This window comes from Paraburkholderia sp. HD33-4, from assembly GCF_021390635.1.
Lineage (GTDB): Bacteria > Pseudomonadota > Gammaproteobacteria > Burkholderiales > Burkholderiaceae > Paraburkholderia.
The window spans coordinates 2,896,297-2,922,595 of sequence record NZ_JAJEJS010000002.1 but is presented as its reverse complement, the minus strand read 5'-3'; the positions used below and the strand labels follow the sequence as shown (position 1 = coordinate 2,922,595).

Annotated in this window: 24 protein-coding genes; 15 read left to right on the top strand and 9 right to left on the bottom strand. The window is 60.6% G+C overall.

The window, feature by feature from the left end; all coding sequences use genetic code 11:
* Window positions 1-457: 457 nt before the first annotated feature.
* Window positions 458-586, bottom strand: a complete 129-nt coding sequence (locus L0U84_RS43885) for a hypothetical protein (RefSeq protein WP_267939984.1) — start codon at window positions 584-586, stop codon at window positions 458-460.
* 91 nt (window positions 587-677) lie between these two features.
* Between L0U84_RS43885 and L0U84_RS33080 the strand changes: the two genes are divergently transcribed.
* Complete coding sequence (locus L0U84_RS33080) at window positions 678-1,409, top strand: IclR family transcriptional regulator (protein WP_233856248.1); 732 nt, start codon at window positions 678-680, stop codon at window positions 1,407-1,409.
* Window positions 1,410-1,433: 24 nt separating this feature from the next.
* Here L0U84_RS33080 and L0U84_RS33075 read toward each other — a convergent pair whose 3' ends face one another.
* A complete protein-coding gene (locus tag L0U84_RS33075) occupies window positions 1,434-2,144 on the bottom strand; it encodes an IclR family transcriptional regulator (RefSeq protein ID WP_233856247.1) in 711 nt (236 codons plus the stop codon).
* A gap of 165 nt (window positions 2,145-2,309) precedes the next feature.
* Between L0U84_RS33075 and L0U84_RS33070 the strand changes: the two genes are divergently transcribed.
* From L0U84_RS33070 to L0U84_RS33025, 10 genes are all read left to right on the top strand, one after another.
* Entirely contained in the window at window positions 2,310-3,008 is a 699-nt protein-coding gene (locus L0U84_RS33070) for an RraA family protein (protein WP_233856246.1), read from the top strand.
* Window positions 3,008-3,955: an NAD(P)-dependent oxidoreductase gene (locus tag L0U84_RS33065; protein WP_233856245.1), complete on the top strand. Its 948-nt coding sequence runs from the start codon at window positions 3,008-3,010 to the stop codon at window positions 3,953-3,955. Before L0U84_RS33070 ends, L0U84_RS33065 begins: the two co-directional genes overlap by 1 nt.
* Window positions 3,956-3,977: 22 nt before the next feature.
* Window positions 3,978-4,907: an SMP-30/gluconolactonase/LRE family protein gene (locus tag L0U84_RS33060; RefSeq protein WP_233856244.1), complete on the top strand. Its 930-nt coding sequence runs from the start codon at window positions 3,978-3,980 to the stop codon at window positions 4,905-4,907.
* Window positions 4,908-4,981: 74 nt separating this feature from the next.
* Window positions 4,982-6,361, top strand: a complete 1,380-nt coding sequence (locus L0U84_RS33055) for an MFS transporter (RefSeq protein ID WP_442794072.1) — start codon at window positions 4,982-4,984, stop codon at window positions 6,359-6,361.
* A 45-nt stretch (window positions 6,362-6,406) separates the two neighbouring features.
* Window positions 6,407-7,558, top strand: coding sequence for a porin (locus L0U84_RS33050; protein WP_233856243.1), 1,152 nt, complete (start codon window positions 6,407-6,409; stop codon window positions 7,556-7,558).
* Window positions 7,559-7,570: 12 nt separating this feature from the next.
* Window positions 7,571-8,617: an amidohydrolase family protein gene (locus L0U84_RS33045; RefSeq protein ID WP_233856242.1), complete on the top strand. Its 1,047-nt coding sequence runs from the start codon at window positions 7,571-7,573 to the stop codon at window positions 8,615-8,617.
* Window positions 8,614-9,894 (top strand): MFS transporter, encoded by a 1,281-nt coding sequence (locus L0U84_RS33040; protein ID WP_233856241.1) that lies wholly within the window; start codon window positions 8,614-8,616, stop codon window positions 9,892-9,894. Before L0U84_RS33045 ends, L0U84_RS33040 begins: the two co-directional genes overlap by 4 nt.
* Window positions 9,891-11,129: an MFS transporter gene (locus L0U84_RS33035; protein WP_233856240.1), complete on the top strand. Its 1,239-nt coding sequence runs from the start codon at window positions 9,891-9,893 to the stop codon at window positions 11,127-11,129. Before L0U84_RS33040 ends, L0U84_RS33035 begins: the two co-directional genes overlap by 4 nt.
* 12 nt (window positions 11,130-11,141) lie before the next feature.
* Window positions 11,142-12,464 (top strand): MFS transporter, encoded by a 1,323-nt coding sequence (locus L0U84_RS33030; protein WP_233856239.1) that lies wholly within the window; start codon window positions 11,142-11,144, stop codon window positions 12,462-12,464.
* Window positions 12,465-12,466: 2 nt separating this feature from the next.
* Window positions 12,467-13,399 carry an amidohydrolase family protein gene (locus L0U84_RS33025; RefSeq protein ID WP_233856238.1) on the top strand — a complete coding sequence of 311 codons (933 nt, stop codon included), beginning with the start codon at window positions 12,467-12,469 and terminating at the stop codon, window positions 13,397-13,399.
* 174 nt (window positions 13,400-13,573) lie between these two features.
* Here the strand turns inward: L0U84_RS33025 and L0U84_RS33020 are convergent, their stop codons facing one another.
* Entirely contained in the window at window positions 13,574-14,500 is a 927-nt protein-coding gene (locus L0U84_RS33020) for a LysR family transcriptional regulator (RefSeq protein ID WP_233856237.1), read from the bottom strand.
* Window positions 14,501-14,600: 100 nt separating this feature from the next.
* Here L0U84_RS33020 and L0U84_RS33015 point away from each other — a divergent pair, with 100 nt between their 5' ends.
* Genes L0U84_RS33015 through L0U84_RS33005 form a run of 3 tightly spaced genes read left to right on the top strand, consistent with a single transcriptional unit; the run spans window position 14,601 to window position 17,366 of the window.
* The gene (locus L0U84_RS33015) at window positions 14,601-15,497 is read left to right on the top strand and encodes an SDR family NAD(P)-dependent oxidoreductase (protein ID WP_233856236.1); all 897 of its coding nucleotides are present in this window, start codon (window positions 14,601-14,603) and stop codon (window positions 15,495-15,497) included.
* A 47-nt stretch (window positions 15,498-15,544) separates the two neighbouring features.
* A complete protein-coding gene (locus tag L0U84_RS33010) occupies window positions 15,545-16,618 on the top strand; it encodes an alkene reductase (protein ID WP_233856235.1) in 1,074 nt (357 codons plus the stop codon).
* A 10-nt stretch (window positions 16,619-16,628) separates the two neighbouring features.
* Window positions 16,629-17,366, top strand: coding sequence for a pirin family protein (locus L0U84_RS33005; RefSeq protein WP_233856234.1), 738 nt, complete (start codon window positions 16,629-16,631; stop codon window positions 17,364-17,366).
* A 159-nt stretch (window positions 17,367-17,525) separates the two neighbouring features.
* Here L0U84_RS33005 and L0U84_RS33000 read toward each other — a convergent pair whose 3' ends face one another.
* From L0U84_RS33000 to L0U84_RS32975, 6 genes are all read right to left on the bottom strand, one after another.
* On the bottom strand, window positions 17,526-19,979 hold the full coding sequence (locus tag L0U84_RS33000) for a glycoside hydrolase family 3 N-terminal domain-containing protein (protein WP_233856233.1): 2,454 nt from the start codon (window positions 19,977-19,979) through the stop codon (window positions 17,526-17,528).
* A gap of 69 nt (window positions 19,980-20,048) precedes the next feature.
* Window positions 20,049-20,300 carry a hypothetical protein gene (locus L0U84_RS44285; protein ID WP_442794071.1) on the bottom strand — a complete coding sequence of 84 codons (252 nt, stop codon included), beginning with the start codon at window positions 20,298-20,300 and terminating at the stop codon, window positions 20,049-20,051.
* A gap of 83 nt (window positions 20,301-20,383) precedes the next feature.
* The gene (locus L0U84_RS32990) at window positions 20,384-21,526 is read right to left on the bottom strand and encodes an ABC transporter ATP-binding protein (RefSeq protein WP_233856232.1); all 1,143 of its coding nucleotides are present in this window, start codon (window positions 21,524-21,526) and stop codon (window positions 20,384-20,386) included.
* Window positions 21,527-21,640: 114 nt separating this feature from the next.
* On the bottom strand, window positions 21,641-22,486 hold the full coding sequence (locus L0U84_RS32985; RefSeq protein WP_233856231.1) for a carbohydrate ABC transporter permease: 846 nt from the start codon (window positions 22,484-22,486) through the stop codon (window positions 21,641-21,643).
* A 1-nt stretch (window position 22,487) separates the two neighbouring features.
* Window positions 22,488-23,405, bottom strand: coding sequence for a carbohydrate ABC transporter permease (locus tag L0U84_RS32980; protein WP_233856230.1), 918 nt, complete (start codon window positions 23,403-23,405; stop codon window positions 22,488-22,490).
* Between the two features lie 47 nt (window positions 23,406-23,452).
* On the bottom strand, window positions 23,453-24,757 hold the full coding sequence (locus L0U84_RS32975) for an extracellular solute-binding protein (RefSeq protein ID WP_233856229.1): 1,305 nt from the start codon (window positions 24,755-24,757) through the stop codon (window positions 23,453-23,455).
* A gap of 350 nt (window positions 24,758-25,107) precedes the next feature.
* Between L0U84_RS32975 and L0U84_RS32970 the strand changes: the two genes are divergently transcribed.
* Entirely contained in the window at window positions 25,108-26,181 is a 1,074-nt protein-coding gene (locus L0U84_RS32970) for a LacI family DNA-binding transcriptional regulator (protein ID WP_233856228.1), read from the top strand.
* The last annotated feature ends 118 nt before the right edge of the window (window positions 26,182-26,299 follow it).

Sequence of the window (26,299 nt, the reverse complement as noted above, 5' to 3'; positions counted from 1 at the left end):
GATTTCTCGGTATCGCCGACGGTATCATTGCTATCCGGCCAGGCGTAATGCCCGTCTCAAGGATCCCGGTCACCAATTGACGATCTGAGTCGGGTTTTGGAAATCCGCCACAGCGACTCGATCGGACGCGCCAAGTGTGCCCTTTAATGATCTGTTGTGGCTATTGATCTTGCAGTGTGGGTAGGATCATGGGTGCGCCGTGTTCAGGCAGGGTGGGAGTCAAACCTGGCGACGGATTGGGGCAAACTGGCGGAGTCTGCTGCCTTCCGCCACAAGGGTTTTCGGGATTTCGGTGCGCCGAAAATTTTCCGATGCGATCTTGCGTAGATACTTCGTAGAGACGTCTAGCGCGTTCGCAGCCTCTTGCAAACAATGCACGTAGCCTCCCGCAACGAGCTCCTCTAGACGCTCTAGAAGTTCTTGGGGCTCGTTTGTCTTCGCGCCTTCGCGGCTGTGTTCAATTGAGCGGCAGACGGCCCTCTTCGGAAGAGGTCGCCAAACCAGCCTCGAGGTTCGAACGGCTCTTGCGCTTCGACACCAGTCTGTCGACCGAATCACCATGGCGCGCGAGGCGACCATAAAACATGCAATTGCTCGTTCTGTAAAATGCCGTTCGACCGTCTCTGAAAGAATATGGTCGAGACGATTTATAGAACTGCTGAAACGAGGAGACGTCATTGAGCAACGAGGGCGTTGCAGCGGTCGAAAAAGCTTTGTCCCTGCTCGATTGCTTCCAGCCAGGCAAGGAATCATTGTCTTTGGCAGTGCTCGCGAAGGCGACGGGAATACCCGTTACCACTGTCTATCGGCTAATGAACTCGCTTGAGCGTATGAGTTACGTCGTTCGGTCAGGTGAAGGTGTCTATTCTCTCGGACATCGACTGCACTATCTTGGCAAGCTCTACGAGCAGTCGTCTCGCTTGTCGGCTGTAGTAGAGCCAGTCTTGCACGACCTTGCGACGGCAACAGGCGCAAGCGCGTCCTACTCGGTCGTCGAGCGCGGCAAATGGCTTTGTCTGTTCAGGGTCGACCCGACGGAGGGTTTGCGTATCACGCGAGTTCCCGGAGATTTGCGAGACTTCGACAACACGCCCACCAGCGACGTACTCCGCTACTGGGGACTCGGAGAGCCGGTCTTTGATCGCTTTCCGGCTCTCCCGATATTCAAGTCCGGTGCGCGCGATTTGCACACCGCCGCATCCGCGATGCCGATCTTTGGCGCCGGCGATCAGTTCCTGGCCGCCTTGACGTTGTCGGGCGCGGCATCGAGTCTGAAAGCGGCCCGTACCGACGGCTCGTGCGTTGCACGTCACATAGGTGCCGCGATGGATCTTTCGCGCCGGCTCGGCGCCAGCGCGGCGTTATGCAAGCGCATCTACATCCAGCCAACGAGCGACTCGTCGACCTGAATGCCGTTTTCGCCAAAGCGGCCGTCAGGTGCCGTAGACGTTCTCGCAGAACGCAGCGCTAGCCCCCAGCTTTCGGGATAAATCAGCGGCCGCATCCAGTTGCGGTCGATCCAACTCGCCTGAAGTGTGTGCTGCGCTGAGACGTGAGGCTGGACCGGAAAGCGTGAGCGCCGCCATGAACTTGTCGCCGGCACCGAAAACCGGCACCGCGAACGCAGCTGTATGCACGTCGCGCGCGCCCGCGGTGAAGATCGGCAGTACCGGCGGCTTGTCATAGATGGGTTCGCCAAGTCCCCAGAAACGGATCACCTGGCTGATGGCCGTGTCGTCGAGCGGCAGCGTTGTTCCCGCAAGCCGCGTTTCACGCAGACCCTCGGACGGCTCGGCCCGGAACAGGCAAAGCCGCTGCCCATTGTCGTGAACGTAGTACGATGCGCTTTCTCTCGTGAGCGCGGCCAGCGCGTGCAGCGCCGGTTCCACCACCGTGGACAGATGGAACGACTGCTCGTACAGCTTGCCCAGGTACAGCACGCGATGTCCGAGCGAATAGTTGCCCGACTGCACACGCACGACATAACCCATGCGCTCCAGCGAGTTCATCAGTCTGTAGACCGTCGTCTTGTGCATGCCGGACGCTTGCGCGAGCATCGCGAGCGACTGCGACTCGGCTCCCGGCTTGAAACAGTCCAGCAGCGAAAGCGCCTTCTCGACTGCAACTACTCCTTCGTTTCCCATTTCTCTTCCCCCTCATTCGCTTCCCTGAATTGTACACAGTAAAACGACGGTTTATACCGTAAAAGGGTAAACGCCAGTGGTTTCGCGCGCCCTTGCTGACTATAGTGATTTCACACAGTACACCACTGTTGTACAGAGTAAAACTCACGAACTGAGGTGAAATCCATGAGCACTACGTCCGCAGGCACGTCCTCCATCAATCGCAATATCGAACGCGTGTCGCCGGAACTGGTCGACGCAGCAGCCCGATTTCAGGCAGCCATCCTTGCCGACGTCGCAGGTCGTCGCGGTACGCTGCATGGCCGGGTCAAGCCGCTGTCGCCGACGATGAAAGTCGCGGGTCCGGCCGTCACGGTCGAAGTGCGTCCGGGCGACAACCTCGCCATCCACGCCGCGCTGGCCATCGCGAAGCCGGGCGACGTGATCGTCGTTGACGGCAAGGGTGACATCTCCTGCGCGCTGCTTGGCGAAATCATGGCGACGCAGGCCAAGGCGAGCGGTATCGCGGGCATCGTCATCGACGGCGCCGTGCGCGACGCGCACGAGCTTGCCAATGGCGACTACCCGATTTTCGCGGCCGGCCTCAATCCCGCCGGTCCGACCAAAAGTGTCGCGGGACGGGTCAATGCGCCGATCTCGGCCGGCGGTACCGCCGTCAATCCGGGCGATCTCGTTGTTGCCGATGTAGACGGTGTGGTCATCGTTGCGCGCAACGATGTCGCTCGCATCGTCGATCTTGCACAGAAAAAGCTCGACATGGAAACCGCACGTATCGCGGCGATTCACAAAGGCGATGTGCGCCCGGGCTGGGTCGAGAAAGAGCTGCGTGCAGCAGGCATGCTGGCCGAAGGCGAGGCGCTGTGATGCAGACGGCAACGCGCAAACCCGTCGTCCTCGTGACGGCCGCTGATCTCGCTCCGCAAGCGCTCGACATGCTCACCCAGTTCGACGTCGTGTTCGCGGGCAAGCAGCCCACGGAAGACGACATCGTCGCGCTGTGTGCCCAGCACAAGCCTGTTGCGATCATCGTTCGATACGGCAAGGTCAACGCCCGGATCATGGACGCCGCCGAAAACCTGCAAGTGATTTCGAAGCACGGCAGCGGCATCGACGTGATCGATCAGGCGGCCGCGGCCGCGCTTGGCATCGCAGTGCGTGCAGCCGTTGGTGCCAACGCCGCCGCGGTGGCGGAGCACGCCTGGGCGCTGATTCTCGCGTGCGCCAAATCCGTGCCGCAGCTCGATGCACGGATGCGCGAAGGTCACTGGGACAAATCCACGCATAAGTCCGTCGAATTGGACGGACGCACCCTCGGGCTCGTTGGACTGGGTGCGATCGGCCGACGCGTGGCAGCGATCGGCGCCGCCTTCGGCATGAACGTGCTCGCGTTCGATCCGTATGCGAAACAAGCGCCGGCTGGCGTGAAGCTGGTGTCGCTCGACGAGTTGTACACAGCGTCCGACATCGTGTCGCTGCATTGCCCGCTGACCGCGGAGAACCGCCAGATGCTGAACCGCGACACGCTCGCGCGCTTCAAGCGCGGCGCAATCCTCGTCAACACGGCGCGTGGCGGTCTGATCGACGAAGCCGCGCTCGCCGAGGCACTCGCAAGTGGCCAGTTGCGTTGCGCGGGTCTCGACAGTTTTGACGTCGAACCGATGACGAACCCGCATCCGTTCCAGCAAATCCCGAACGCCATCCTGTCGCCGCATATCGGCGGCGTGAGCGATGCAGCGTACGTGAACATGGGCCAGGGCGCCGCCGCCAATGTTCTCGCGGTCGTCGAGGAACGCACCCGCAACGCAGCCTGAATTCCGTAAGAGAAGGTCCATCATGTTCTATCTCAGCTCGCCCGAAGTACGCACAGCCGAAGTCTTCACGCGTATGCCGGAGAAATTCCGCAAGCCCGAAGTCCGGACCGATTGGGCACGCGCCAATCGCGGCGGACTCGCCACGGACTCGTTTCTCGAGGGCCCTGTATGGGATCCGGAGGGTTATCTGTTCGTGACAGACATCCCGCACGGCCGCGTATTCCGGATTTCGCCTTCGGGCGAGTGGGAGCTCGTCGTGCAATACGACGGCGAGCCGAACGGGATGAAGCGCTTCGACGGTTCGCACCTGCTCATCACCGACTATCGCAACGGCCTGATGCTGCTCGACATCGTGCGTGGCGAAGTGCGTCCGTTTCTCGAGCGGCGAAATTCCGAGCGCTTCAGAGGCGTGAACGATCTCACGTTTGATTCGAACGGCAACCTGTACTTTACCGATCAGGGACAGACGGGGTTGCACGATCCGACGGGCCGCGTCTACCGGCTGTCGGCTGACGGCAGGCTCGACATGCTGCTCGGCAATTGCCCAAGCCCCAACGGACTCGTGCTGTCGCCCGACGAGAAGGTCCTGTTCGTTGCCATGACGCGCGGCAACTGCGTATGGCGCGTGCCGCTTCAGGCCGACGGTTCGGTCAGCAAGGTCGGGCAGTTCTTCACGTCTTACGGCCCAAGCGGTCCGGACGGACTGACCATCGATACGCAGGGGCGCCTGTTCGTCGCGAACCCGGGGCTCGGTCGCGCATGGGTGCTGAACCATCGCGCCGAGCCCGTCGAAGTCCTGACGAGCCCGGAAGGCGCTTCGCTCACGAATCTCTGTTTCGGCGGCGCGGACATGAAGACGCTGTTCATGACCGAGTCCGTTTCGGGAACGGTTCTCAGATCCGAAATGACGATTGCCGGGCCGCTTCCCAGGCTGGCGAAGCAGGGCGTCTGAGGCGAGGCGGGCGGCACCGCTGCCCGCATGACATCAATGCATTGCGCCGGCAGAAGCGCGATGGAGGAGCAAACATGACCATGTCGCAGACCTTGCGCGCCGACAGCGCCACGCGGTACACGAACGCGCAGCCCGTTGCCGGTATTTCGAGCGCGGAATACGCAGCCAGCGAGCGCACGCTCGCCAAGGCATTCCGGCGCATCCTGCCGTTCATCTTCATCTGCTACGTCGTCAGCTACCTGGACCGAACCAATGTCGGGTTCGCCGCGCTGACGATGAACAAGGAACTGGGCCTGACAGCCGAGCAGTTCGGCTTCGGTGCAGGGCTTTTCTTCGTCGGGTATTTCCTCTTCGAGATTCCCAGCAACCTGATCATGCAGAAGGTCGGGGCTCGCGTGTGGATCGCACGCATCATGATCACGTGGGGTCTTCTCTCGATGGCGACAGCGTTCGTTGTCGGTCCGAAGAGCTTTGCCGCCGCCCGGTTTCTACTCGGTCTCGCCGAGGCTGGTTTCACGCCCGGCATCTACCTCTATTTCACTCACTGGTTTCCTGGCAAGTGGCGCGCGAAGGTAACGGCCGCGTTTCTCGTCGGCATTCCCGTCGCGAACATGATCGGTTCGCCGGTTTCAGGCGCGCTGCTCGAATTCGGCGGTTTGCACGGGCTGCGCAGCTGGCAGTGGTTGCTGCTGATCGAGGGCGTACCGGCTGTGCTACTCGGCATCGCCTGTCTGTTCGTGCTGGCCGACCGTCCCGAAAAAGCAAAGTGGCTGAGCGACGACGAGAAGTCGTCGCTGGCAAAGCGGCTCGCGCTCGAACAGGGCAACATCGGCGCGCGTCACGGCAGCAACCTGCGCGATGCGATGACCAACTGGCGCGTATTCGTGCTCGCGTTCGTCAACTTCTGCGGCATCGTGGGATCGCTCGGCGTCGGTCTGTGGATGCCGCAAATCATCAAGCAGTTCGGCGTCGGGCACGCGGTCGTCGGGTGGCTCACGGCAATTCCGTATGCAATCGGCGCGGTCGTGATGCTCTGGTGGGCGCGCGTCGCCAATCGCTCGCCGAACCGCATTCCGTATGTGGCGGGCGCGCTGGTCGTGGCGGCCGTAGCACTGGGCGCGAGCACGCTCTTTGACCTGCCGGCTTTCAAGCTGATCGCACTGTGCTTCACGGTGAGCGGCATTCTCGCTTTCCAGGCGACGTACTGGGCCATTCCGTCCGGATTCCTCACAGGGCGAGCCGCTGCCGGCGGTCTCGCGCTGATCGTCTCGGTTGGCAATCTCGGCGGCTTCGTTGGTCCGTCGATGATCGGCGCGCTCAAGCAGTTCTCGGGCGGCTTCACCGTGCCGCTGCTCGCGGTCTCGGGTGTGCTTCTGCTCGGAGCGCTGACCATCGCGTGGCTCGGCGATCCAGGCGCTGACGCAGGCGAAGCGCCTTCGGCCCACAAGGTGTGATCCACGCTCTTAAAAACCAATTCATAAACACCGTTTGGAGACTCCATGCTGTTAAAAAAAGCCAGCCAGAACCTCAACACCAACTCCTGCTCGATGCTCGGAGCACTCGCAGCCGCAGGCGTAAGTCTTTCCTGCGGCGCCGCGTATGCGCAAAGCAGCGTCACGCTGTACGGCATAGCGGACGTTGGTGTTGAGCACATCAACAATACGAGTGCTGGCGGCGCACAAACGCGCGTCGTGTCGGGGAACCTGTCCGGTTCGCGCTGGGGACTGAAGGGCGTCGAAGACCTCGGCGGCGGAATGAAGGCCATTTTCCAGTTGGAAAACGGCTTCAACATCAATGACGGCACGACCGCCCAATCGACCAAAGGTCTCGGTGCGAACGCGGCTACGACTACTCGACTGTTCGGTCGGCAGGCGTGGGTCGGTCTTTCCTATCAAGGCCAGCAGCTAACGTTCGGGCGGCAGAACTCGCTGCTCTACGAACAGGCGGTTGCGTTCGACCCGATGGGCGCTTCGTCGCGATACTCGGTGCTGTCGCTCGACTACGCGATGGCCGCGCGCATCGACAACTCGGCGAAGTACACCGGCGTGTTTGGACCGGTGACGGCACAGGCGATGTACAGCACGCGCTACGACACGGGCTACGGCACCGAAGTGCCGGGCGCGCAACTCACCGGGCGTTTCTTCAGCGGCGCGCTGACCTTCGCGCGAGGCCCGCTCGCGGCGAGCCTTTCGTACGAGCAGCGCAACAGCAACACCGTTGCGACGAACACCAGCACCGAGCGCCGCGCGACGGCCGCTGCGTCGTATGTGATCGGACCTGTTAAAGGCTTCGCGGGTTATCGCTATCTGCGTGCGTCGAATGCGTTCCTGCCTGCGAATCCGATCCGCGTCGCGAATGGCGCCGATGCGAGCGCAGCCAATCTCTACTGGGCGGGCGCGCAATACTCGGTTACGCCGGCGTTCTTACTCACTGCAACGGCCTATTACCAGGACGTCCATTCGACCGGCGCCGACCCGTGGCTCGCGGTGCTCTGCGCGGACTATCTTCTGTCGAAGCGCACCGACGTCTACGCGACGGCGGGCTTCGCGCGCAACAAAGACGGCTCGGCGCTCGGCGTGAATGGCTACGGCACGGTCGCGCCCGGTTACAACCAGACGGGCGTGGTCATCGGCATGCGTCAGAAGTTTTAAGAGGCGAACGTCATGCAGATCGTCCATGCGCCTCATTTGCCCGTCCGGCCCGAGTGGCTCGCACTTCGCGATGAGCCAGTGCTCGAACCGGCGCTCGCCATCGTCGATGCGCATCATCACCTGTGGGACCGCCAGACCGGGCGGTATCTCGCCGATGAGTTCGGCAAGGATGTGGCAAGCGGGCATCGGGTCGTGTCGACGGTCTATGTGCAATGCCGCTCGATGTTGCGACAGGGCGGCGCGGACGCGATGAAGCCCGTCGGCGAAGTGGAGTTTGCCAACGGCGTCGCCGCGATGTTCGCGAGCGGGGCGTATGGACCGGCGCGCTGCTGCGAGGCAATCGTCGGCGGCGCGGATCTGACTCTGGGTACCGAACTCGATGCCGTGCTCGAGGCCATGCTGCAGATATCCGGCGGGCGCTTGCGGGGCATTCGCAATCCGCTCGCGTGGCATGCGAGTCCCGAGGTGAGTTCGAGCCCAGTAACGCCGCCGCGTGAGCTAATGGCGAATCCGGCTTTCCAGCAGGGGGTCAGGGCGCTTGGCCGTTTCGGTCTGTCGCTCGACGCGTGGGTCTATCACACACAGCTCGACGATCTGTATGAACTCGCACGTGCCGCGGATCACGTGAGCGTCGTCATCGACCATTTTGGCGGTCCGCTGGGCGTCGGACCGCATGCAGGTCAACGTGCAGAAGTACACGCGCAGTGGAGGCAGGGACTCACGCGCCTCGCCAGCCTGCCCAACACGCGCATCAAGCTCGGCGGCGCTGGCATGAACGTGTTCGGATTCGACTTCGCCTCGCGCGAGCTACCGCCTTCGTCCGAGGAACTGGCCGAGGCCTGGCGGCCATATTTCGACGACTGCGTCGAACTGTTTGGCGTGGATCGCTGCATGTTCGAAAGCAACTTCCCCGTCGACAAAGGGATGTTCAGCTACGGCGTGCTTTGGAACGCCTTCAAAAGACTCGCGTCTGCAATGTCCACCGACGAAAAGGCCGCGCTGTTCAGCCGGACCGCGGTGGCCACTTATCGCCTCGCGATTGCCGGAGGCAACACATGAAGACGAGCGCAACAGTTGCGGCTCCCGATTTCCAGACCGACGGCGAGGGAAAGGGACTCAGAAACATCACGGGCACCGAGTGGCGCTCGCTATCGCTAGCGGGTCTCGGCTGGACGTTCGAGAGCTACGATTCGTTCCTGCTTTCGCTTCTCCTGCCGACGCTCGCCCTGCAGTTCGGGTTGAGCAAGGCGCAACTCGGGCTGTTCACGAGCATCACGGCAGCCGGGCAGATCATCGGCGGCATTCTGTTCGGCTATGTGTCGGACCGGTTGGGACGCGTGCGCACCGCATTGCTCTGCGTCGGCATTTATTCGCTGTTCTCTGGCCTGATTGCGTTTGCACCGAACGAGCAGTGGTTCGCAACGTTGCGATTCTTTGGTGCGTTGGGCATGGGCGGCACCTGGACGGCGGGCGCCGCGCTGGTTGCCGAGACGTGGCACGCGAGCCGACGCGGCAAGGGCGGGGCGCTGATGCAGATGGGGCTGCCCATCGGCGCGATTCTGGCCATCACCCTCTCAGGCATCGTCAGTGGCGTGAACGATGGGCTTGGCGGAAACAGCTGGCGTCTGCTTTTTCTCATCGGTGCGTCGCCATTCTTCATCCTCTTCTGGGTCGCAAGAAAAACGCCCGAATCCCCTATCTGGCTGGAGCGCAAGCAGGCAAAGCCGTCGCTTCGCAGCATGGACGCGGCAAGCAGCGACAAGCTCAATGTGCGTGGACTGCTAACGGCGTTCGGCTTCATCTTCTTCCTGCAGTACCTGTACTGGGGCGTCTTTACGTGGACACCGACGTTTCTCGTCACGGTAAAGCATCTCGACTTCGTGCATAGCCTGAAGTTTGTGCTTTCCCTGCAGTTCGGCGCGATCACCGGCTTTCTGCTGTTTTCGGCGTTCGTCGACCGGCTCGGCAGACGACCGATGTTCCTTGCCTATCTGCTGGTCGGGGCTGCCGCCGTGGGTGTGTACATCGTGTCATCGGAACCGCTGCTGCTGATGGTCGCGATCTTTCTGACCGGCTTTAGCGTGAACGGCATTTTCGCCGGAGCAGGACCGTTCCTCGCGGAGATCATCGGCAACACGGCGTCGCGAGGGTTTCTGATGGGTCTCGCGTATAACGGTGGCCGTCTTGGCGGCTTTATCGCGCCGTTGATCATCGGTGCGCTGGCGTCGACGTCGGGTGGATTCGTGCTGGGACTCGCGACGACCATCGTCGCATTCATCGCCGCTGCCGTGGTGGTGCTTTTCGCGCCCGAAACTCGCGGCAAGGCACTCTCATGACGGTGGCTGCACAACCCGGCTTCGTTGGCAGACTGTTTCCAGCGCTTGCCGAGGCATCGCTGCGACGGTATCTGAGCGGGCAGGTCGCGTCCGTGCTCGGGAGTTGGACGCAAAACGTCACGCTGAACCTGCTCGTGTATCACCTGTCGGGCTCGGCGGCAATTCTCGCGCTGCTCAATTTTTTGCTGTACGGACCGCAGCTGATCGTCGCGCCGGTGGCCGGCTCGCGCATCAGTTCGGCCAACGCGAAGCGCGCGACGCTGTGCGTGCTTACGACCTCTCTGGCACTGACGGGCAGTCTCTTCACGTTGTCGCTGTTCGGCGTGCTCGGGGTGAAGCTGATACTCGCGCATGCGCTTGCCATCGGCGTGTCGAGCGCGGTTGAGACACCCGCGCGCCAGGTCTTGCTGCTTACGAGTCTCGAGGATCCGACGCATACGTCGAATGCCGTCGCGATGAATACGATGGTCTACAACGTTGGCCGCATGGTCGGCCCGACGATCGCGGGCTTCGTCTATCCGACGCTCGGGCCCAGAACATCGTTTGTGATTTACGCATTGGCGCTGTGCTTCATGGCGACATGCGTGCGTTCGATCAGAACCGCCACGGCAACACGGTCTGCGCGCGCCGAGAGCAGCCTGCGCGACGCGGTCGGCTACGTCATGTCCGATGCGTTCTCCGCGCGCTATCTGCCGATTCTCGCGTGTATCGGCCTGTTCGCCGGCAGCTATCAGACTCTCGTGCCGCTGCTCGCGGACAAGGGGTTTCACGACGCGGCACGCTTCACCGGTGTGTTCTTCGCGTGCGCCGGTGCGGGCTCGTTGAGCGCGGCGGTGTTGCTCTCTTCGGCGATCGGCCCGTCGGCGTCGCAACGATGTATCGCGTGGGCGCCATGGACGGCGGTCCTGGCGCTCGCGATGCTCGCCGCGACGACGGCCGCAGCGGCGTCGGTACCGGCGTTCTACGTACTCGGCTTGAGCCTCACCTTCGCGGCCACGTCGACCAACGCGACGATCCAGCGCCAGTGCCCTGAACACGTGCGCGGCGGTCTCGTCGGCATGTATGGAATGGCCTACAACGGCACGATGCCGTTCGGCTACCTGCTCGTGGGCACCGCTTCGGAAGCGCTGGGCGTGCGTCACACGTTCGCGGCAATGGCGGCGGTGCTCGCGAGCGGCGTGATGGCGGTCATTGCCTGGCAGCGATTCAATAATCAGCGCTCAGGCGCACAATAGATGGAGACGACAATGCAATCTGGAATGATGGACACAGCCGCGATCGAGCGCCGGACACTACGAAAGGTCGTGTGGCGGCTCATTCCCTTTCTGATGATCTGCTATCTGCTTGCCTTTATCGATCGGGGCAACGTGGGAATGGCTGCATTGCAGATGAACCACGACCTCGAAATGTCGGCGAGGGTGTTCGGTTTCGGCAGCAGCTTGTTCTTCGTCTCGTACTTCTTTTGCGAAGTGCCGAGCAACCTCGCGCTGCAGAAGTATGGCGCGCGAATCTGGATCGCCCGGATCATGGTCACGTGGGGCATCGTCTCCGCGGCGACGGCGCTCGTGCACAATGCGACGAGCTTCTACGTGCTTCGATTCCTGCTTGGCGCCGCTGAGGCCGGTTTCTTTCCGGGTGTGCTGCTGTATCTGTCGTACTGGATTCCTCCCTCGCATCGGGCGCGCATCGTAGCGACCTTCATGGTCGCCATTCCAGCCGCAAGCTTCATCGGTTCGCCGATCTCGGCGCTGTTACTGCAGATGGACGGCATCTGGGGACTGCGCGGCTGGCAGTGGCTGTTCATCATGGAAGGCGTTCCTACGGTGCTGCTCGGCATCGCATGTTTCTTTCTGCTGACCAACAAACCGGAGGAAGCGAAGTGGCTCGCGGACGATGAGCGGACGTGGCTCGTGAGCGAACTCGCCGCAGGAAAGAAAGCACCCAGGAAAGTGCCCTCATTGCCGCTCGCTCAGCTGTTCCGCAACCGCTATGTGCTGTGCCTTGCGCTCGTCGATACCTGCGCCTCGGCGGCGGGCAGCACGCTGTCCGTCTGGCAGCCGCAGCTGCTCAAATCGTTTGGGCTGACCGTGATGCAGACGGGCCTGCTCAATTCCGTTCCGTACGCGGTTGCTTCGATTCTGATGGTCTACTGGGGGCGACGCTCGGATCGTCTCGGCGAACGTCGCTGGCACACGGTCGTGCCGATGCTGCTGATCGGTGTAGGCCTGTTCGCAACGTCGTTGAGCGGGTCTCTGTTGCCGACCGTCGGCATGCTCTGTGCGGTGCTTGTCGGCGCATATTCGTTCAAGGGGCCGTTCTGGGCACTGGCCACCGACATGCTGTCGAGTAGCGCGGTGGCAGCGGGGCTTGCGACAGTCAATGCGGTTGCCAACCTGCTCGGCGGTGGACTGATGGTCAACGTCTATGGATGGGTGAAGGAAGCAACGGGCAGCTATGCGCTGGCGTTGATGCCGCTCGCCATCCTCACGCTTGTGAGCGTCGCGACTCTGTTGCTGCTGACGCGCAGCGGTTCGGCAAAGCGTCTCGCTGGCAAGACGGAGACCATCTGAGCATGAGGACCACGACAAGACGCGAGTTCCTCCAGTTCGCCGGTGCCGCGCTGATGTCCGCGGCGCTGCCGAAGCTGGCAGATGCCGAAGAAACATGGTCGAGCGGCACGGAACGGCCGGCGTTCATATTGCCGGAAGGCGCCATCGACTGTCACATGCATATCTACGACGATCGGTTCCCGGTAGCACCGGGCACGACGCTGCGCCCGCCGAATGCGACGGTTGCACAGTACCGGCTCCTGCAGAAGCGCCTTGGCGTGAAGCGCAACGTCGTCGTCACGCCGTCTACGTATGGAACGGATAACCGCTGCACGCTGGAAGCCATCAGGCAGTTCGGCGACAACGCGCGCGGCGTTGCCGTCATCGACAGTTCGGTGAGCGATGCGGAACTGAAGCAGCTGGATGGGGGCGGCATCCGGGCGATTCGCTTCAACCTGAGTTATCCTGGAGCGACGACTCTCGACATGCTTGCGCCGCTCGCCGCGCGCATTGCGACTCTCGGCTGGCATATCGAACTGGTGGTGCAGGGTGCGCGGCTGCCAGAGCTCGAGCGTCATCTGTCGGCTCTGCCTTGCCAGCTTGTCATCGACCATATTGCACATGTTCCGCAGCCCGGCGGGCTGTCGTCGGACGCATTGCGCACCGCGCGACGCCTGATTGAACAAGGCAATACGTGGGTCACGTTGTCAGGCCCGTATGTCGACAGCAAGACGGGCGCGACCGCGTATGAAGACGTTGCACCCGTCGCGAAAGCGCTGATCGACACTGCGCCGGAGCGGATGCTCTGGGGAACCGACTGGCCTCACCCGACGCAGAAGGCCGACAAGCCGGATGATGCAAGCCTGATGGACACCATCGTGGGTTGGATCGGGCGGCCGGACTGGCAGCATCTGATATTCGTCACCAACCCGACGAAGTTGTACGGGTTTGCCTAGCGCAGAGCATTGCCCCGACGCAAGGCGATCAATATCGACACGCTCTCCTGGTCGCGGATACGCGGTGTTTGAGCGACCGTCAGACTGTCGTTGCCTCCAGCATGACGGCGCGTCGCTTCGGAGCATCCGCTCGAGTGATATCCGACCTCGACGTTCGGTATCTGTCGTCCCTCATCATGTTCGGCCAGCATCGGCCGGCAAATGCTGTGGCAAAACTATATGGTGGGCAGACTGCGCTAACCGGTCCCGAAGGAAGTCGATGAAACGCTGCGTCTTCGCAGGTAGCAAACGGGTTTCTGTGATCGCTTGGACAGGCGTCGGTGCACCACGCCAGGCAGGCATGATCCGACACAACGTTCCTTTCGCCACTTCATCGGCGACGATTTCCTCGGGCAACAGAACGATACCCATATCGTACGTCGCGAGACGCCGGATCATGCCGACGCTGTTCAGCGTGAACCGTCCGCCAACCGACACCGTGGCGGTTCGCTTTCCGTCGTGCAAGGTCCATGATCCCGCCTTGAGGATGCCAATGCATTCGTGTCGCTCCAGATCGGCAGGCTCAAGCGGTGCGCCCGACTGCTCCAGGTAGCCGGGTGAGGCATAGAGGTAAGGCGTAAGCAACGTCAGCGTACGCGCGATCAATTGCGAATCCGCCGACTCTCCCATACGAATGGCCACATCGAAAGGCTCGCTGACCAGATCGACGCGCCGCGGGGTGAAGTCGAAGTCGAAGGTGATCCCCGGATAGAGGCGCGCGAACTCGACGATCAAAGGCGTCAGCCAGGTTACTGCAAAATCCACCGGCAGCGAAGCACGCAATACGCCGCTCGGCTGGGCAACCATCTCCCCAAGCTGCTCATGTGCAAGGCGCGCTTCGTCGACGATGCGCTTGCATCGCTCGAAATAGATCTGGCCGGCTTCCGTCAGTTCGACCTTACGCGTCGTACGGTGAAGCAGGCGCAGCCCGATCGCCTTTTCCAGTGCGCTGATGCGGCGCGAGAGCGTCGAGCTTGGCATATCCATCGCTGCTGCCGCGCCGCGAAAGCCTTTGGCTTTTACGACCTCAACGAACAACGCCATGTCGTTCAGCAATTCCACCTGATTGCTCCATCAGTGGACCAGTGTTATCCAGATTACCGGATTTATCCCGATCATGAAACAGTCCAGAATGTCCTCATCGATCAATGAGGAACCCAGCATGAACCGGAACAAGAGCGTGGAATGGCAGCGTCTTGATGGATCAGCACTCGACGTCGTCGGGAAGCAGGTGGCCGTGGTTGGAGGTACCGGAGGGATAGGACGCGCCCTCAGTCGCCGTCTCGCGTCACTCGGCGCAGATGTCATCGTCGTGGGACAGACCTTCCGCGATGCGGGCGTGCCCCGGCTCAGTTTCATCCAGGCCGATCTGAGCCTGATGAGCGAAGCGCAACGTGTTGCAGACGAACTGCCAGCCGAAACGCTCGACCTCGTGATTTTCACGACAGGCATCTTCGCGGCGCGGCAACGTCAGGAAACAACGGAAGGTATCGAACGCGATCTGGCTGTCAGCTACCTGAACCGGCTGGTCATCCTGCGTGCTATTGCGCCACGACTTGGCGCGCAACGACACGATGCTTCTGCCAGGCCGCGCGTGTTCCTGATGGGCTACCCCGGTACCGGCCAGATCGGCAACGCTGACGATCTCAACGCAGAGCAGTCGTACAAGGCCATGGCGGCTCACATGAACACCGTCGCAGGTAACGAAATGCTGGTGCTCGATGCGGCCAGGCGGTATCCGCACGCGACGTTCTTTGGCCTGAACCCGGGACTGATCAAGACGAACATTCGCGACAACTTTTTGGGCAAGGATTCTTTGAAATCGCGGGTCATGGAATCGCTTATCGGGCTACTGATGCCGACCGCCGATGTATACGCCGAGCGGATTACACCGCTGCTCCTGACGCCCGACATCGCGAGCCATAGCGGAGCCATGTTCAACAGCAAGGGGCAGGCCATTGTGCCGTCGGCCGGGCTGACTCGACAGCACATCGCCCGATTCATGTCCGCATCCGAGGCGCTACTGGATCGCGCCGGTATTTATGCCACCGCTGCGTAGGCTAACGGACTGATTGCTTTCTACCCATTACATTCAAGGAATTCATCATGAGCAAAATATTCGATTCGGTTCGTGTTGGTCGTTACACCCTGCAAAATCGCCTTGTCATGGCACCGATGACACGCTCGCGCGCCCAGTTCGACGGGTCGCCCGGCGTGCTCGCTGCCGAGTATTACGCCCAGCGCGCCAGCATTGGCCTGATCGTTACCGAAGGGACGCAGCCCTCGGCCGATGGCCAGGGTTACCTGACCACGCCGGGCATCTATACCGACGCGCATGTCGCGGAGTGGAAGGAGACGACTGATGCTGTGCATGTGAAGGGTGGACACCTGTTCATCCAACTGATGCACGCTGGCCGCATGTCCCATCCAGACAACACTCCGCACCACCGTCAGGGCGTCGCACCTTCGGCCATCGCGCCGGGTGCGCAGATGTTCACGGCAAAGGGGATGCTGGATATTCCTGTGCCTCGCGCCCTGAGTACGGAAGAAGTGCGTCAGACTGTCCAGGATTTCCGTCATGCAGCTCGTCAGGCGATCGAAGCCGGCGCTGATGGTGTCGAAATCCACGGTGCGAACGCCTATCTGATTCAGCAGTTCTTCGCGCCGAGCGCCAACACACGGACGGACGAGTACGGCGGCAGCATCGAGGATCGCGCCCGCTTGGCCATCGAAATCGCCGCTGCGATTGCCGAGGAGATCGGCGCGGACAGGACAGCAATCCGCCTGTCGCCCGGCACGACGCTGTGGGGCATTGAAGAAGGCAACGAAGGGCCGGACCTGTACCGATATCTGGCTGCGGAGCTCGACAAGCTGGGATTGGCGTATCTGCACATCATGCATCAGGGCAATGAACCCCTGCTGGCTGACATGCGCAGGCTCTGGACGGGCACGTTGATCGTGAACCGCCCTGGCCGTTCGCGCGATCAGGTCGGCGCTGATGTTGACTCGGGTCTGGCCGATCTCGAAGCCTATGGCCAGATGGTTCTGGCAAACCCGGATTTCGTCGCACGCCTGAAGATCAACGCACCGATGAACGAGGCCAGCCGAAACGGCTTCTTCGGTGGCGCGGCGGTAGGTTACACCGACTACCCCACGCTGAGTGACACTGAGGCCGCATGAGGGCATCACCATGTCCGTCACTGTTTCGCTCCAGCGCGCCAACCACGGCGGTCACTTTCGGGCCCATGCCCTGCGGGGCGCGGCCAAGCTGATCGACCCCTTCCTGGGGGTTGATCACGCGTGGATGAGCGCACCGACCTTTCCGCCGCATTCGCATGCGGGCTTCTCGGCCGTGTCTTACGTGTTCCTCGACTCGGAAACCGGCATCGACAACCGGGATTCACGTGGGACCCGCAACCTGATCCGTCCTGGCGGCCTGCACTGGGCGACGGCCGGAAGTGGCATCGTGCACGAGGAAAACCCGGCCGAGCCTGGCAAGACCGTGCATTCGCTGCAGATCTTCGTGAACCTCGCTAGCGAACAGCATGGTATCGCGCCCTTTGCGTTGAGCCTGGAGCCTCAGGAGATACCTGTCGTGCAGTTGCCGGGTGTCAAGGTGCGTGTGCCCGTTGGGGCCTTCGCCGGTGCACGTTCCCCGCTGAGCCCACCCACCGAAGTGACGATGCTCGACATTTCGCTCGAGCAAGGCGCCGAGCTAGCCGTTCCGGTCGAGGCAGGTTGCGGGGTGTTCGTCATGCCGGTCTTCGGTACGGCGCTGGTTGACGGCCGTAGTTTTGGCCATGACGACCTGAAGCTCCCCGTCTTCCCTGCGCAGACCTCGCCTCACGTCATTACGCTTCAGCCGCATCACGGCAGCGCCAAGGTCGTGCTGTTCGCCGGCCGGCCGCTCCATCCCAACGCAACGTGACTGTGAAGGAGTTTCACCATGCCTTTCCTGCGCATCGACATGGCCGCCACAGTCATCGCACGCCAGCTTGCCGTGTCGGCCATCGAGGAATGCGGGGGCGTCGCCATCGTGTCTTGAATATCATCCCTGACTCCCCCCATCCTAATTGCTCACGGCGTCTCAAGTGCCGACTTTGAATGTCTGACCCAAAGGCCCGATTGCGGCCGACCCGATAGTGATCTCAACGTCACTGAGCATGCGCCAGTTTTCCGGAACGACTCTCAGGTTCTCCCCGCGAACGGTTACTGCCGTGCTCAAATGGATATCGCGACTAGAACTGCCGACCATCACATCAAACACACCCGGCTCAACAACGCGATCGCCTTGATCGTTGGTGAAATTAAACATATCGACGGGAATACGGACCTCTACCTTTCCCGCTTCACCCGAACGCAGCTCGACGCGTGCGAACCCCTTCAATTCCCGCACCGGACGAACCAGAGACGCAACCCTGTCGCGCACGTACACCTGGGCGACCTCCGTGCCTGCCTGATCCCCGACATTCCGTACGCAGAATTGCAGTTCAACTGTTCCGTCCTCAATCGACACCTCATGCTGCTTCAGCGCCAACTCACCATACTCGAACTTCGTGTAGCTCAAGCCAAAACCGAACGGAAACCGTGAGCCAAAGTGATAGGCAATCGGCGTGCCGGCACTCTTCAGCTTGTGGTTGTAGAAATAAGGCACTGCCCCCGCACTCCTAGGCACCGAGAGTGGCAGACGACCGGAGAAGTTCTTCCGGCCTGTCAACAGGTCGGTCAGTGCTTGCGCGCCACCTTCACCCGGTGCGAACGCCATGACCTCAGCCGCAATTCTGTCTTCCAGACCGCCCAGGTTGTATGGCCGGCCACCCGTTAGCACCACCACCGTCGGGGTGCCGGTGGCGACGACCGCTTCAAGCAGTGCCTGCTGCACGCCCGGCAAATCGAGGCTATCAGTATCCGATCCTTCCCCGACTGTACCCGACTGGAACAGGCCGGCAAGGTCTCCCACAAATACGACGGCAACGTCCGCGCTCGCCGCGGCCTCAACGGCGTCGCGAATCTGGTCGGTATCCTGGCTAATGAGGGACGTGCGATTTTCGTTGATGGCATCGCCCATTTCAACGTCGCCCGGATAGACAGGTGCACCTTGGCTCCGCTCCGTGATCACATCACAGCCCTTTGCGTAGACCACGCTGTGGTCACCGAAATGGGCACGCAGTGCCTGCAACGGCGTCGGCATTGGCGCACCAGCATTTTCGCCGGCATTGATCAGGTGAACGGGGAAGCTATAACCTGCGAGCAACGCCAGAGGATCATCTGCCGTCGGCCCAATCACTGCGAGCTTTTCCATCTTGCCGGAACCGAGCGGCAGCGTGCCGTCATTGCCAAGAAGAACAGCGGACTCCACCGCCACCTCGTATGCGACCCGTGATGCAGCCTCACCGCGCAGCTCCACTTTTTCCGGGTCGGTGTACGGGTGCTCGAACAGTCCAAGGCGGAACTTTGTCGCAAGGACGCGGGCGACAATCGAGTCGATAGTCGCTTGCGTAACCTCGCCACGCTCCAGTGCCTCCTTGAGATGCAACGCGCACTCGTGACCCGGCAACTCGACATCGAGTCCGGCATTAAACGACTGTGCGGCAGCAGTTGCGGCATCCTCCGCAACTCCGTGATGCGTGTAAAGCAGGTTCACTCCGGCATAGTCGGCCACCACCAGCCCGTCGAATCCCCACTTCTCGCGCAAGATGGTCGTCAGGAGAGTCCGGTCCACGTGGCACGGAACCCCGTCGATATCGTGATAGGCCGGCATCACGGAACCCGCGTTTGCCAGCTTCACGGCCATCTCGAATGGCAACAGGAAAATATCGTTGAACTCGCGCGGTCCGATATGGACCGGCGCATGGTTCCGTCCGCCTTCACTCGCTGAATGCCCGGCAAAATGCTTGAGCGTCGCGAGAACATCCCGTTGCGGTCCCTGAAGCCCCTGCACATATCGGTACCCCATCACGCCGACAAGATACGGATCTTCACCGAGGGTCTCTTCGGTGCGCCCCCAGCGCGGATCCCGCGAGACGTCGAGAACAGGCGCCAGGCCCTGGTGACAGCCAATCGAGCGCGCCTGCTGACCGATAACTTTCCCAACTTCTTCGACAAGATCAGGATTCCACGTTGCAGCGTAATTGAGCGGTGCCGGAAAAAGCGTCGCATCCTTGATCATCAGGCCGACCAGACACTCTTCGTGCGACATAACCGGAATACCCAACCGGGTTTCCTCGATCATCTGCCGCTGCAGTTCATTGAGAGCACGTACGCCCTCCCTGGGGTCGACCGTGTGAGTGCCCAACGGACGCGTTATTTGGCCCAGGCCGTGCCGCAACAACGTGTCAATTGAAATGCCTGTCGTACGCTGCGCAAAATCCGCTATCCGCCATTGATGGTTCCCGTCCGAGGAAAGTTTCAGCCACGCCGCATGCAACTGGGCAATTTTCTCGTCGAGTGTCATTCGCGCGAGAAGATCTGCCACCCGATCCTCGGTCGTGGCCGCCGCGTTCCGGTAAAGCGGAACGTTGGTTACGTCATTGTTCAACATAAAGATTCCTTTTCTGTGTATCAGTTCAAAGCCGGACCATGGCGTGCACGGGCTCCTGAAGCGGAGTGCTCATGCCGCGACCGAATCGACAGTTGAATTGGTTGCAGCACGCGCCAGGAAGTCCATCAAAAAACGAGCGGGAGTAATGCGAAAATGATCCATATTCCGCAGAGAGATGGAAGCCTCCTGAGCGACGTCAAGAAAATACACTCGGGCGCTTTGATGAGAAAAAGCCTGAACCATCGCGGCCCCGATTCCCGTCCCTCCACCGGTGACGACCACGGTTCTGTCTTTTAGGCTTGGATAGATTGCGTACGCCATATTTATTCCGATTGATACGGGTGTGTGTCGGCCCCGACTCTGTTTCACCACGGACCGGGGTCGGCAAGTCAAGACGCGTAAGGTTAGGCGGACAGAGGAAGCAAACGCTCCAACGCAAGATCCTGCTCATCAAACACGTGACAGCGCTCGGGCGCCGCCGAAAGCGCGACTGGCTGATCGAAAGAGACACCGCCCTCGCCAGGCAGCTTGGCGATCAGCGTCGATGTGTGTTGGTCACCGGCCGAAACGTGAACATAGCTGTGCTCGCCCATTCTCTCGACGAGCCGGACTCTGCAGCGAATAGCATTCCCATCGTCGGGTCGTGCCGCGAGGGCGAGATGTTCGGGCCGAATGCCTACGCTCACGTTCGCCCCCACGCTCACCCTGTCGCCGCGCACTGCTGCAACCACCACGTCGCCAGTGCACAACTGAACTGCTACGCCGCTATTTGAAATTGACAGAACCGTACCCGGAACGAAGTTCATTTTTGGCGAGCCGATGAACCCCGCGACAAAGCGGCTCTTCGGTCGGTGGTACAGATCCAGAGGCGCACCGACCTGCGCAATGCTGCCGTGCCGCTCCATGTCCGCGCCGGCATGCAGCAGCACGATCTTGTCGGCAAGCGCCATGGCCTCGGTCTGGTCGTGCGTCACATAGATTGCACTTGCGCTATTGAACTCCCTGTGCAACCGCGCGATCTCCGTTCGTGTCTGAACCCGAAGCGCAGCATCAAGGTTCGACAGGGGTTCGTCGAACAGGAAAACGCCTGGCTCGCGGACAATCGCGCGCCCGATGGCAACGCGTTGACGCTGTCCGCCCGAAAGTGCTGCAGGCTTTCGATCCAGGTATTTATCGAGTTGCAGGGACTGAGCGGCGTTTCGCACCTTGCGGTCGATAACTGCCTTGTCGAGCTTTGCCTGACGCAGACCAAATGCCATGTTTTCATATACGCTCATGTGCGGATACAGCGCATAATTCTGGAAGACCATCGCCACACGACGCTGCGACGGATGAACTTCGTTCATGATCTGTCCGCCAATGCTGAGCTCGCCGGCTGAGATTTCCTCCAGACCCGCGACCATGCGCAGTAACGTGGACTTTCCACACCCGGACGGTCCGAGGAATACACAGAATTCGTTCGCGCCGATTTGAAGATTCACGTTGCGAATAACCGGTGAATTTCCCGCGTAAGCCTTCTCAACTCCGGACAGGGATATGCTTGCCATGATTCACTCACTCCAGAATATCAACACCTTGTCTGCCATCGGATCAACGCAATCTGATTAGCAGTACGGACTTAACAAAACAGATTTACCGACAAATTTGGGAGGCCAAGCCGATCAACCTTTCAGTGCGCCCGCCATCATGCCCTTGATGATCCGTTCCTGGCCGAACGCGTATGTCAGGATGAGCGGCAGCGAGGTCAGCGTCACCACTGCGAGCATCGCGGGGATGTCAGACGCGTACTGGCCCTGGAAGTCCCACAGTGCGAGCGGCAATGTCCGATGGGCGGGAGTCGACGTCAGCACGTTGGCAAAGATGAATTCATTCCAGAGCGCAATCCCGTTGTAAATCGCAACGGTCGCAAGACCAGGACCGGACAGAGGAAAGTAGATCTTCCAGAGAATCCTGAATGTCCCGCAACCGTCAAGCTGTGCCGCTTCCTCCAGTTCACGCGGAATCTGACGCATGAACTCTGTCAGAATGAAAATCGAAACAGGAAGACTCATCGCCACATACGGCCCGATGAGAGCGAAGTTCGTATCGTAAAGACCAATATTGCGGGTCAACAGATAAACAGGAACGAGCGTGGCGTGCAGCGGTACGATCATCCCGGCCATCACCAGTCCGAACAGCACCTTGTTGAAACGGAATTGCATTCGTGCGAAGGCATACGCAGCCATCGCGCTGAACAGGATGATCAGTGCAACCGCGAGGCCGACGACGAAGCAGCTATTTCCAAGGTACGTGAGGAATGAGCCTCGCAGGACCTCAACATAGTTCCCGACGTCGAGGCGAGACGGTAGTGCCCAGACCGAGTTCGCATAGGTCTCTTCCTGCGTTTTGAGGCTCGTGGAAATGACGAACAGGAACGGGACGGTCGTCACCGCGAGCCAGACGATCCCCAGCAGGGCGACCACCGGATTGATCCCTTTTCCCCTTTGCAGGCTTTTTGGCTGCTTCACATTACACCTCCGTTGCGAACCGGCTGCTTAGGCGCATCGCCAGCGCCGCGACCACCGAGACAATGAGGAACATGGCCGAGGCAATCGCACTGCCATAACCCAGCTGGAACGAACTAAATACGGTGCGATACATATACGTGGCCATCAACTCCGAAGAACTCTCCGGCCCACCTCCCGTCATGACGAAAATCAGGTCGAAATAGCGCAGCGAGCCGATCATCGACAGCAATACGCCGGTTCGAATGGTTCCCTGGAGATGGGGCAGCTTGATACGCCAGAAAATGGTCCACTCCGACGCGCCGTCAAGGCAGGCCGCCTCCGCAAGTTCCTGGGGAAGCGATGACAGGCCGGCGAGGAAAAGGATCATGTAGAACGGAATGTTCTGCCAGCAGATAACCGCGATTGTCGCAGCGAGCGCATAGCGCGTATCACCGAGCCAGTCCTGCGCCCAGCCGTCCAACCCGATTGCGTGCAACGCCGCATTCAGGGGACCGAAGTTCGGATCATAGACATTCTTGAAAAGCACGCCAATTGCCACACTGGACATCAGCAAGGGCAGGAAGTACAGGATTTTCAACGTGCGGGAGCCGCGACCGGCTTTTTCGAGCAGCACGGCAAGCGCCAGCGCAATCGGCAACTGGAAGACAATCGAGAAGACTGCCAGCAACAGATTATTTCTGAGGGCCTTCCAGAAAATGTCGTCGTGTGCGAGATGCGTCCAATTAGCCAAGCCGGCGAAATGCGCGGTATTCCCCAGACCGTCCCAGTCGAGCATCGACAGGTGGAAGCTCGATATGAGCGGATAGGCGAGAAAGACCGAGAGGAAAACGACCGATGGCGCCAGGAGAACCGGAAGTACCGTCCAGCCCGGTTTCATGCGCTTGGTCATTCCTGATACACGCGGGATTGCAATATTCACAAATGTCTCCTGGCCAGTTGCGTCGTCATCAGGCCGTCATGCTCTGGTTATCGTCCAAGGTCCGCTTTGGCACCTGCTTCCATCTGCTGCGCAGCGGCTTCCGGGGTCAATGACAACCCGAACAATGCCTGGGTCGTGTCCTTGTGAAGTTCTCCCAGCTTCGGGGGAAGCTCCTGGTCATACCAAAGCTGTACGTTCGGTGCCTGCGCAACGAGCTGCTGCAGTCGCTTCAGGAACGGATCCGTCAGGGCCACATCCTTGATGGGCGGGACGCGGTAATCGGCAACGCGCTCCTGCATCGATGCATCGTCGGTCATGAACTTGATCAGCCGGAAGGCGGCATCGTGGTCGGCACACTGCGCAGAAATGCTCGTGAAGCTGTCGCCCACAGTACCAATGACAGCGCGCGGATCGCCTTTACCGCCAGGTACGCTCGGGAACGGGAAGAAGTCGAGCTTCTTGTAGAAGGCCGGGTTTTCTTTCTGGATGGTCGAGGCCTCCCACCCGCCCATCAGCTCCATCGCCGCTCGCCCCGAGTACAGCAGGCGTCGCGATGCACCGATGTCGTAGTCGAGCCCGTTGTACCCCTGGGCAAATGCGCCTGCCTTGACCAGTTGCTGAATGTATTTGCCCGCCTCAACGAAGACGGGATCATTGAAGCTTCCGCCCGGGGAGCGGTCGACCGCCTTGCGGAATACGTCGGGACCGCCAAGACGGTCGACGAGGTACATGTAGTACATCGATCCCGTCCACTTGTTCTTGTTCGCCAGAGCAAAAGGCGCGATGCCATGCGCCTGCATCACCTTGACCACGTTCATCAAATCACCCCAGGTTGTGGGCGGGCTGAGGTTGTATTGCCTGAAGAGGTCCTTGTTGTAAAAGATAACGGCGGCAGAAACGTTTTCCGTCGGAATCCCATAGATCTTGTTGTCGTAGGTCACGGCTTTCCATGCCGTTGGTAGAAAGCGGTCACGGAAAGCAGGATCCTTTTCCAGATATGGTGTCAGATCGACGACTTGCCCGGCCTTGACGTACTCACGCAGTGGTCCGCCCCCCCAGGTATCAAACACACAGGGTGGCTGCCCTGCGCCGAACGCGACCTTAAGCTTCGTCTTATAGGCATCGTTCAGAATGTGCGAGTCCTGCACCTCGTAGCCAGGATTCTGCTTCTCAAACCGGACAGCGGCGTCCCGCACAACCTTGGGGCCGCTACCGTCCGTCTGATGATCCCACTCCGCGATCATCTTCGAAGACTGCGCATACCCCGTCGCAGCCCATGTCGCTGCCGCAGCCCACAAAACCGCCGCGATGCCTCGAACCCCCATATGCCTGCCGCGTGAAGCCTGCTTCATCTTTGTCTCCTAAGGTGCGAAGAATGAGTTTCGTGATATTTACCGGTAGCGTTACCGGTACGGAATACTAGTTCGGGGATAGCAGACCTACCATGAGGGTTAACCCCTCAGTCGCGCAATACGCCCATATCGAGGGCGCTGATGGTTCATTGGTGGGTTCGAGGACGGCCGGAGTTGAATGTGATGGATGAAACACGGGTAGCGGCGCTGAGGGTACGACCGCTAATGTGCTGATAAAATACCGGTAGAAATGATGATTGCGTGCCGAGACTAACGGTTCTATACCGGTGGCAGCCGCTTCGTCTGAAGTACTTGTCTCCGCCTAGAAGTTTTCGGGATTTCATACAGCTATGGCCAAGCAGAACCCCACCCTTGCAGACGTTGCAAAGATCGCTGGCGTGTCGCCGATGACCGCATCACGGGCACTCAACGACCGCCCCGATGTGTCACCGGAAAAGCGGGATCTGGTGTTAAGGGTTGCAGCGGATATTGGCTATGTTGCCAATCGCAGTGCGCAAAAGCTTTCCGGCGGTAGCAATGGAATTATTGGAATCATCACCCCCATGCTGGACAATCAGTTTGCAAGCGAACTGATTCTGGGTGTTGGTCGGGCTGCCCGAGCTGTTGGCTATGAGACGCTGGTCTATACGATCTTTGATGAAGACCGGCACGCCCACCGTAGTCTGATCAGCCTGCTTCAGCAGTTTGCCGACGGGGTCGTCGCCATCCTGCCGCGAGACTCGGCATACTTTGAGACGCTCGCCGCAGCCCACGTGCCCGTCGTGTTCATTGATCAACGTGGATCGCTGTCGAATTTTCCTTCAATCTCCGTCGACAGCTATGGCGGAGCGGTCCTCGCTGTCGAACATCTCGCGGGACTCGGCCACAAGCGCATCGCTTTCATCTCAGGTGACGAATCAATTGAGGGGGTAAAGGATCGCCGCAGGGCTTATCTGGACACGCTTGAGCGCCTCGGTCTAGCCTGCGAAACCGAGCTGCTGGAAAGAGGCGACCTATCCCAGCTAAAGGCTTTCGAAGCGGCGTCCCGTCTGCTGAACCTAGCCAATCCTCCGACCGCAATCTTTGCAGCCAACGACCTCAGTGCGTTTGGCGTCATTGCTGCGGTACGTGAAGCGGGCTTGCGGGTACCCGATGACGTGTCGGTTATCGGGTTCGACGACATCCCTATGGCGGTCCAGGTCCACCCCCCGTTGACGACAATTCGCCAACCGTTCCAGCAGATGGCCCGTGCTGCGGTCAACACGCTACTCGCGAACATCAAGGGCAGCGAAAACTCGACGGTGCGGATGACAGCGCCGGCAGAACTGGTTGTCCGAGACTCCACTGGCCCAGCACCAGAAACGCGTAAAAAACACGGGGCGCGAGGGGTAGCCCACGCGCGCGGCAATCGCGCCCAAATGTAGTGCTTGATTCGCCCGGAAGGACATGCTTGTTGAACTCGGTGCTGTCGTGCGCGACCTCGTTCGCGAATAGAAGCAAGTTCAAAACGTGAAGGACCATGGCGCTTCGCGGGCAACATGG

Bases quoted from the DNA above. Each gene is read 5' to 3' on its own strand.
- L0U84_RS33005 (WP_233856234.1), top strand. From the start codon at position 16,629: ATGTCCGTCACTGTTTCGCTCCAGCGCGCCAACCACGGCGGTCACTTT.
- L0U84_RS33030 (WP_233856239.1), top strand. From the start codon at position 11,142: ATGCAATCTGGAATGATGGACACAGCCGCGATCGAGCGCCGGACACTA.
- L0U84_RS33055 (WP_442794072.1), top strand. From the start codon at position 4,982: ATGACCATGTCGCAGACCTTGCGCGCCGACAGCGCCACGCGGTACACG.
- L0U84_RS33070 (WP_233856246.1), top strand. From the start codon at position 2,310: ATGAGCACTACGTCCGCAGGCACGTCCTCCATCAATCGCAATATCGAA.
- L0U84_RS44285 (WP_442794071.1), bottom strand. From the start codon at position 20,300: ATGGCGTACGCAATCTATCCAAGCCTAAAAGACAGAACCGTGGTCGTC.
- L0U84_RS33075 (WP_233856247.1), bottom strand. From the start codon at position 2,144: ATGGGAAACGAAGGAGTAGTTGCAGTCGAGAAGGCGCTTTCGCTGCTG.
- L0U84_RS32975 (WP_233856229.1), bottom strand. From the start codon at position 24,757: ATGAAGCAGGCTTCACGCGGCAGGCATATGGGGGTTCGAGGCATCGCG.
- L0U84_RS33040 (WP_233856241.1), top strand. From the start codon at position 8,614: ATGAAGACGAGCGCAACAGTTGCGGCTCCCGATTTCCAGACCGACGGC.
- L0U84_RS33010 (WP_233856235.1), top strand. From the start codon at position 15,545: ATGAGCAAAATATTCGATTCGGTTCGTGTTGGTCGTTACACCCTGCAA.
- L0U84_RS33025 (WP_233856238.1), top strand. From the start codon at position 12,467: ATGAGGACCACGACAAGACGCGAGTTCCTCCAGTTCGCCGGTGCCGCG.
- L0U84_RS33060 (WP_233856244.1), top strand. From the start codon at position 3,978: ATGTTCTATCTCAGCTCGCCCGAAGTACGCACAGCCGAAGTCTTCACG.
- L0U84_RS33035 (WP_233856240.1), top strand. From the start codon at position 9,891: ATGACGGTGGCTGCACAACCCGGCTTCGTTGGCAGACTGTTTCCAGCG.
- L0U84_RS33050 (WP_233856243.1), top strand. From the start codon at position 6,407: ATGCTGTTAAAAAAAGCCAGCCAGAACCTCAACACCAACTCCTGCTCG.
- L0U84_RS43885 (WP_267939984.1), bottom strand. From the start codon at position 586: ATGTTTTATGGTCGCCTCGCGCGCCATGGTGATTCGGTCGACAGACTG.
- L0U84_RS32990 (WP_233856232.1), bottom strand. From the start codon at position 21,526: ATGGCAAGCATATCCCTGTCCGGAGTTGAGAAGGCTTACGCGGGAAAT.
- L0U84_RS33045 (WP_233856242.1), top strand. From the start codon at position 7,571: ATGCAGATCGTCCATGCGCCTCATTTGCCCGTCCGGCCCGAGTGGCTC.
- L0U84_RS33065 (WP_233856245.1), top strand. From the start codon at position 3,008: ATGCAGACGGCAACGCGCAAACCCGTCGTCCTCGTGACGGCCGCTGAT.
- L0U84_RS33015 (WP_233856236.1), top strand. From the start codon at position 14,601: ATGAACCGGAACAAGAGCGTGGAATGGCAGCGTCTTGATGGATCAGCA.
- L0U84_RS33000 (WP_233856233.1), bottom strand. From the start codon at position 19,979: ATGTTGAACAATGACGTAACCAACGTTCCGCTTTACCGGAACGCGGCG.
- L0U84_RS32970 (WP_233856228.1), top strand. From the start codon at position 25,108: ATGGCCAAGCAGAACCCCACCCTTGCAGACGTTGCAAAGATCGCTGGC.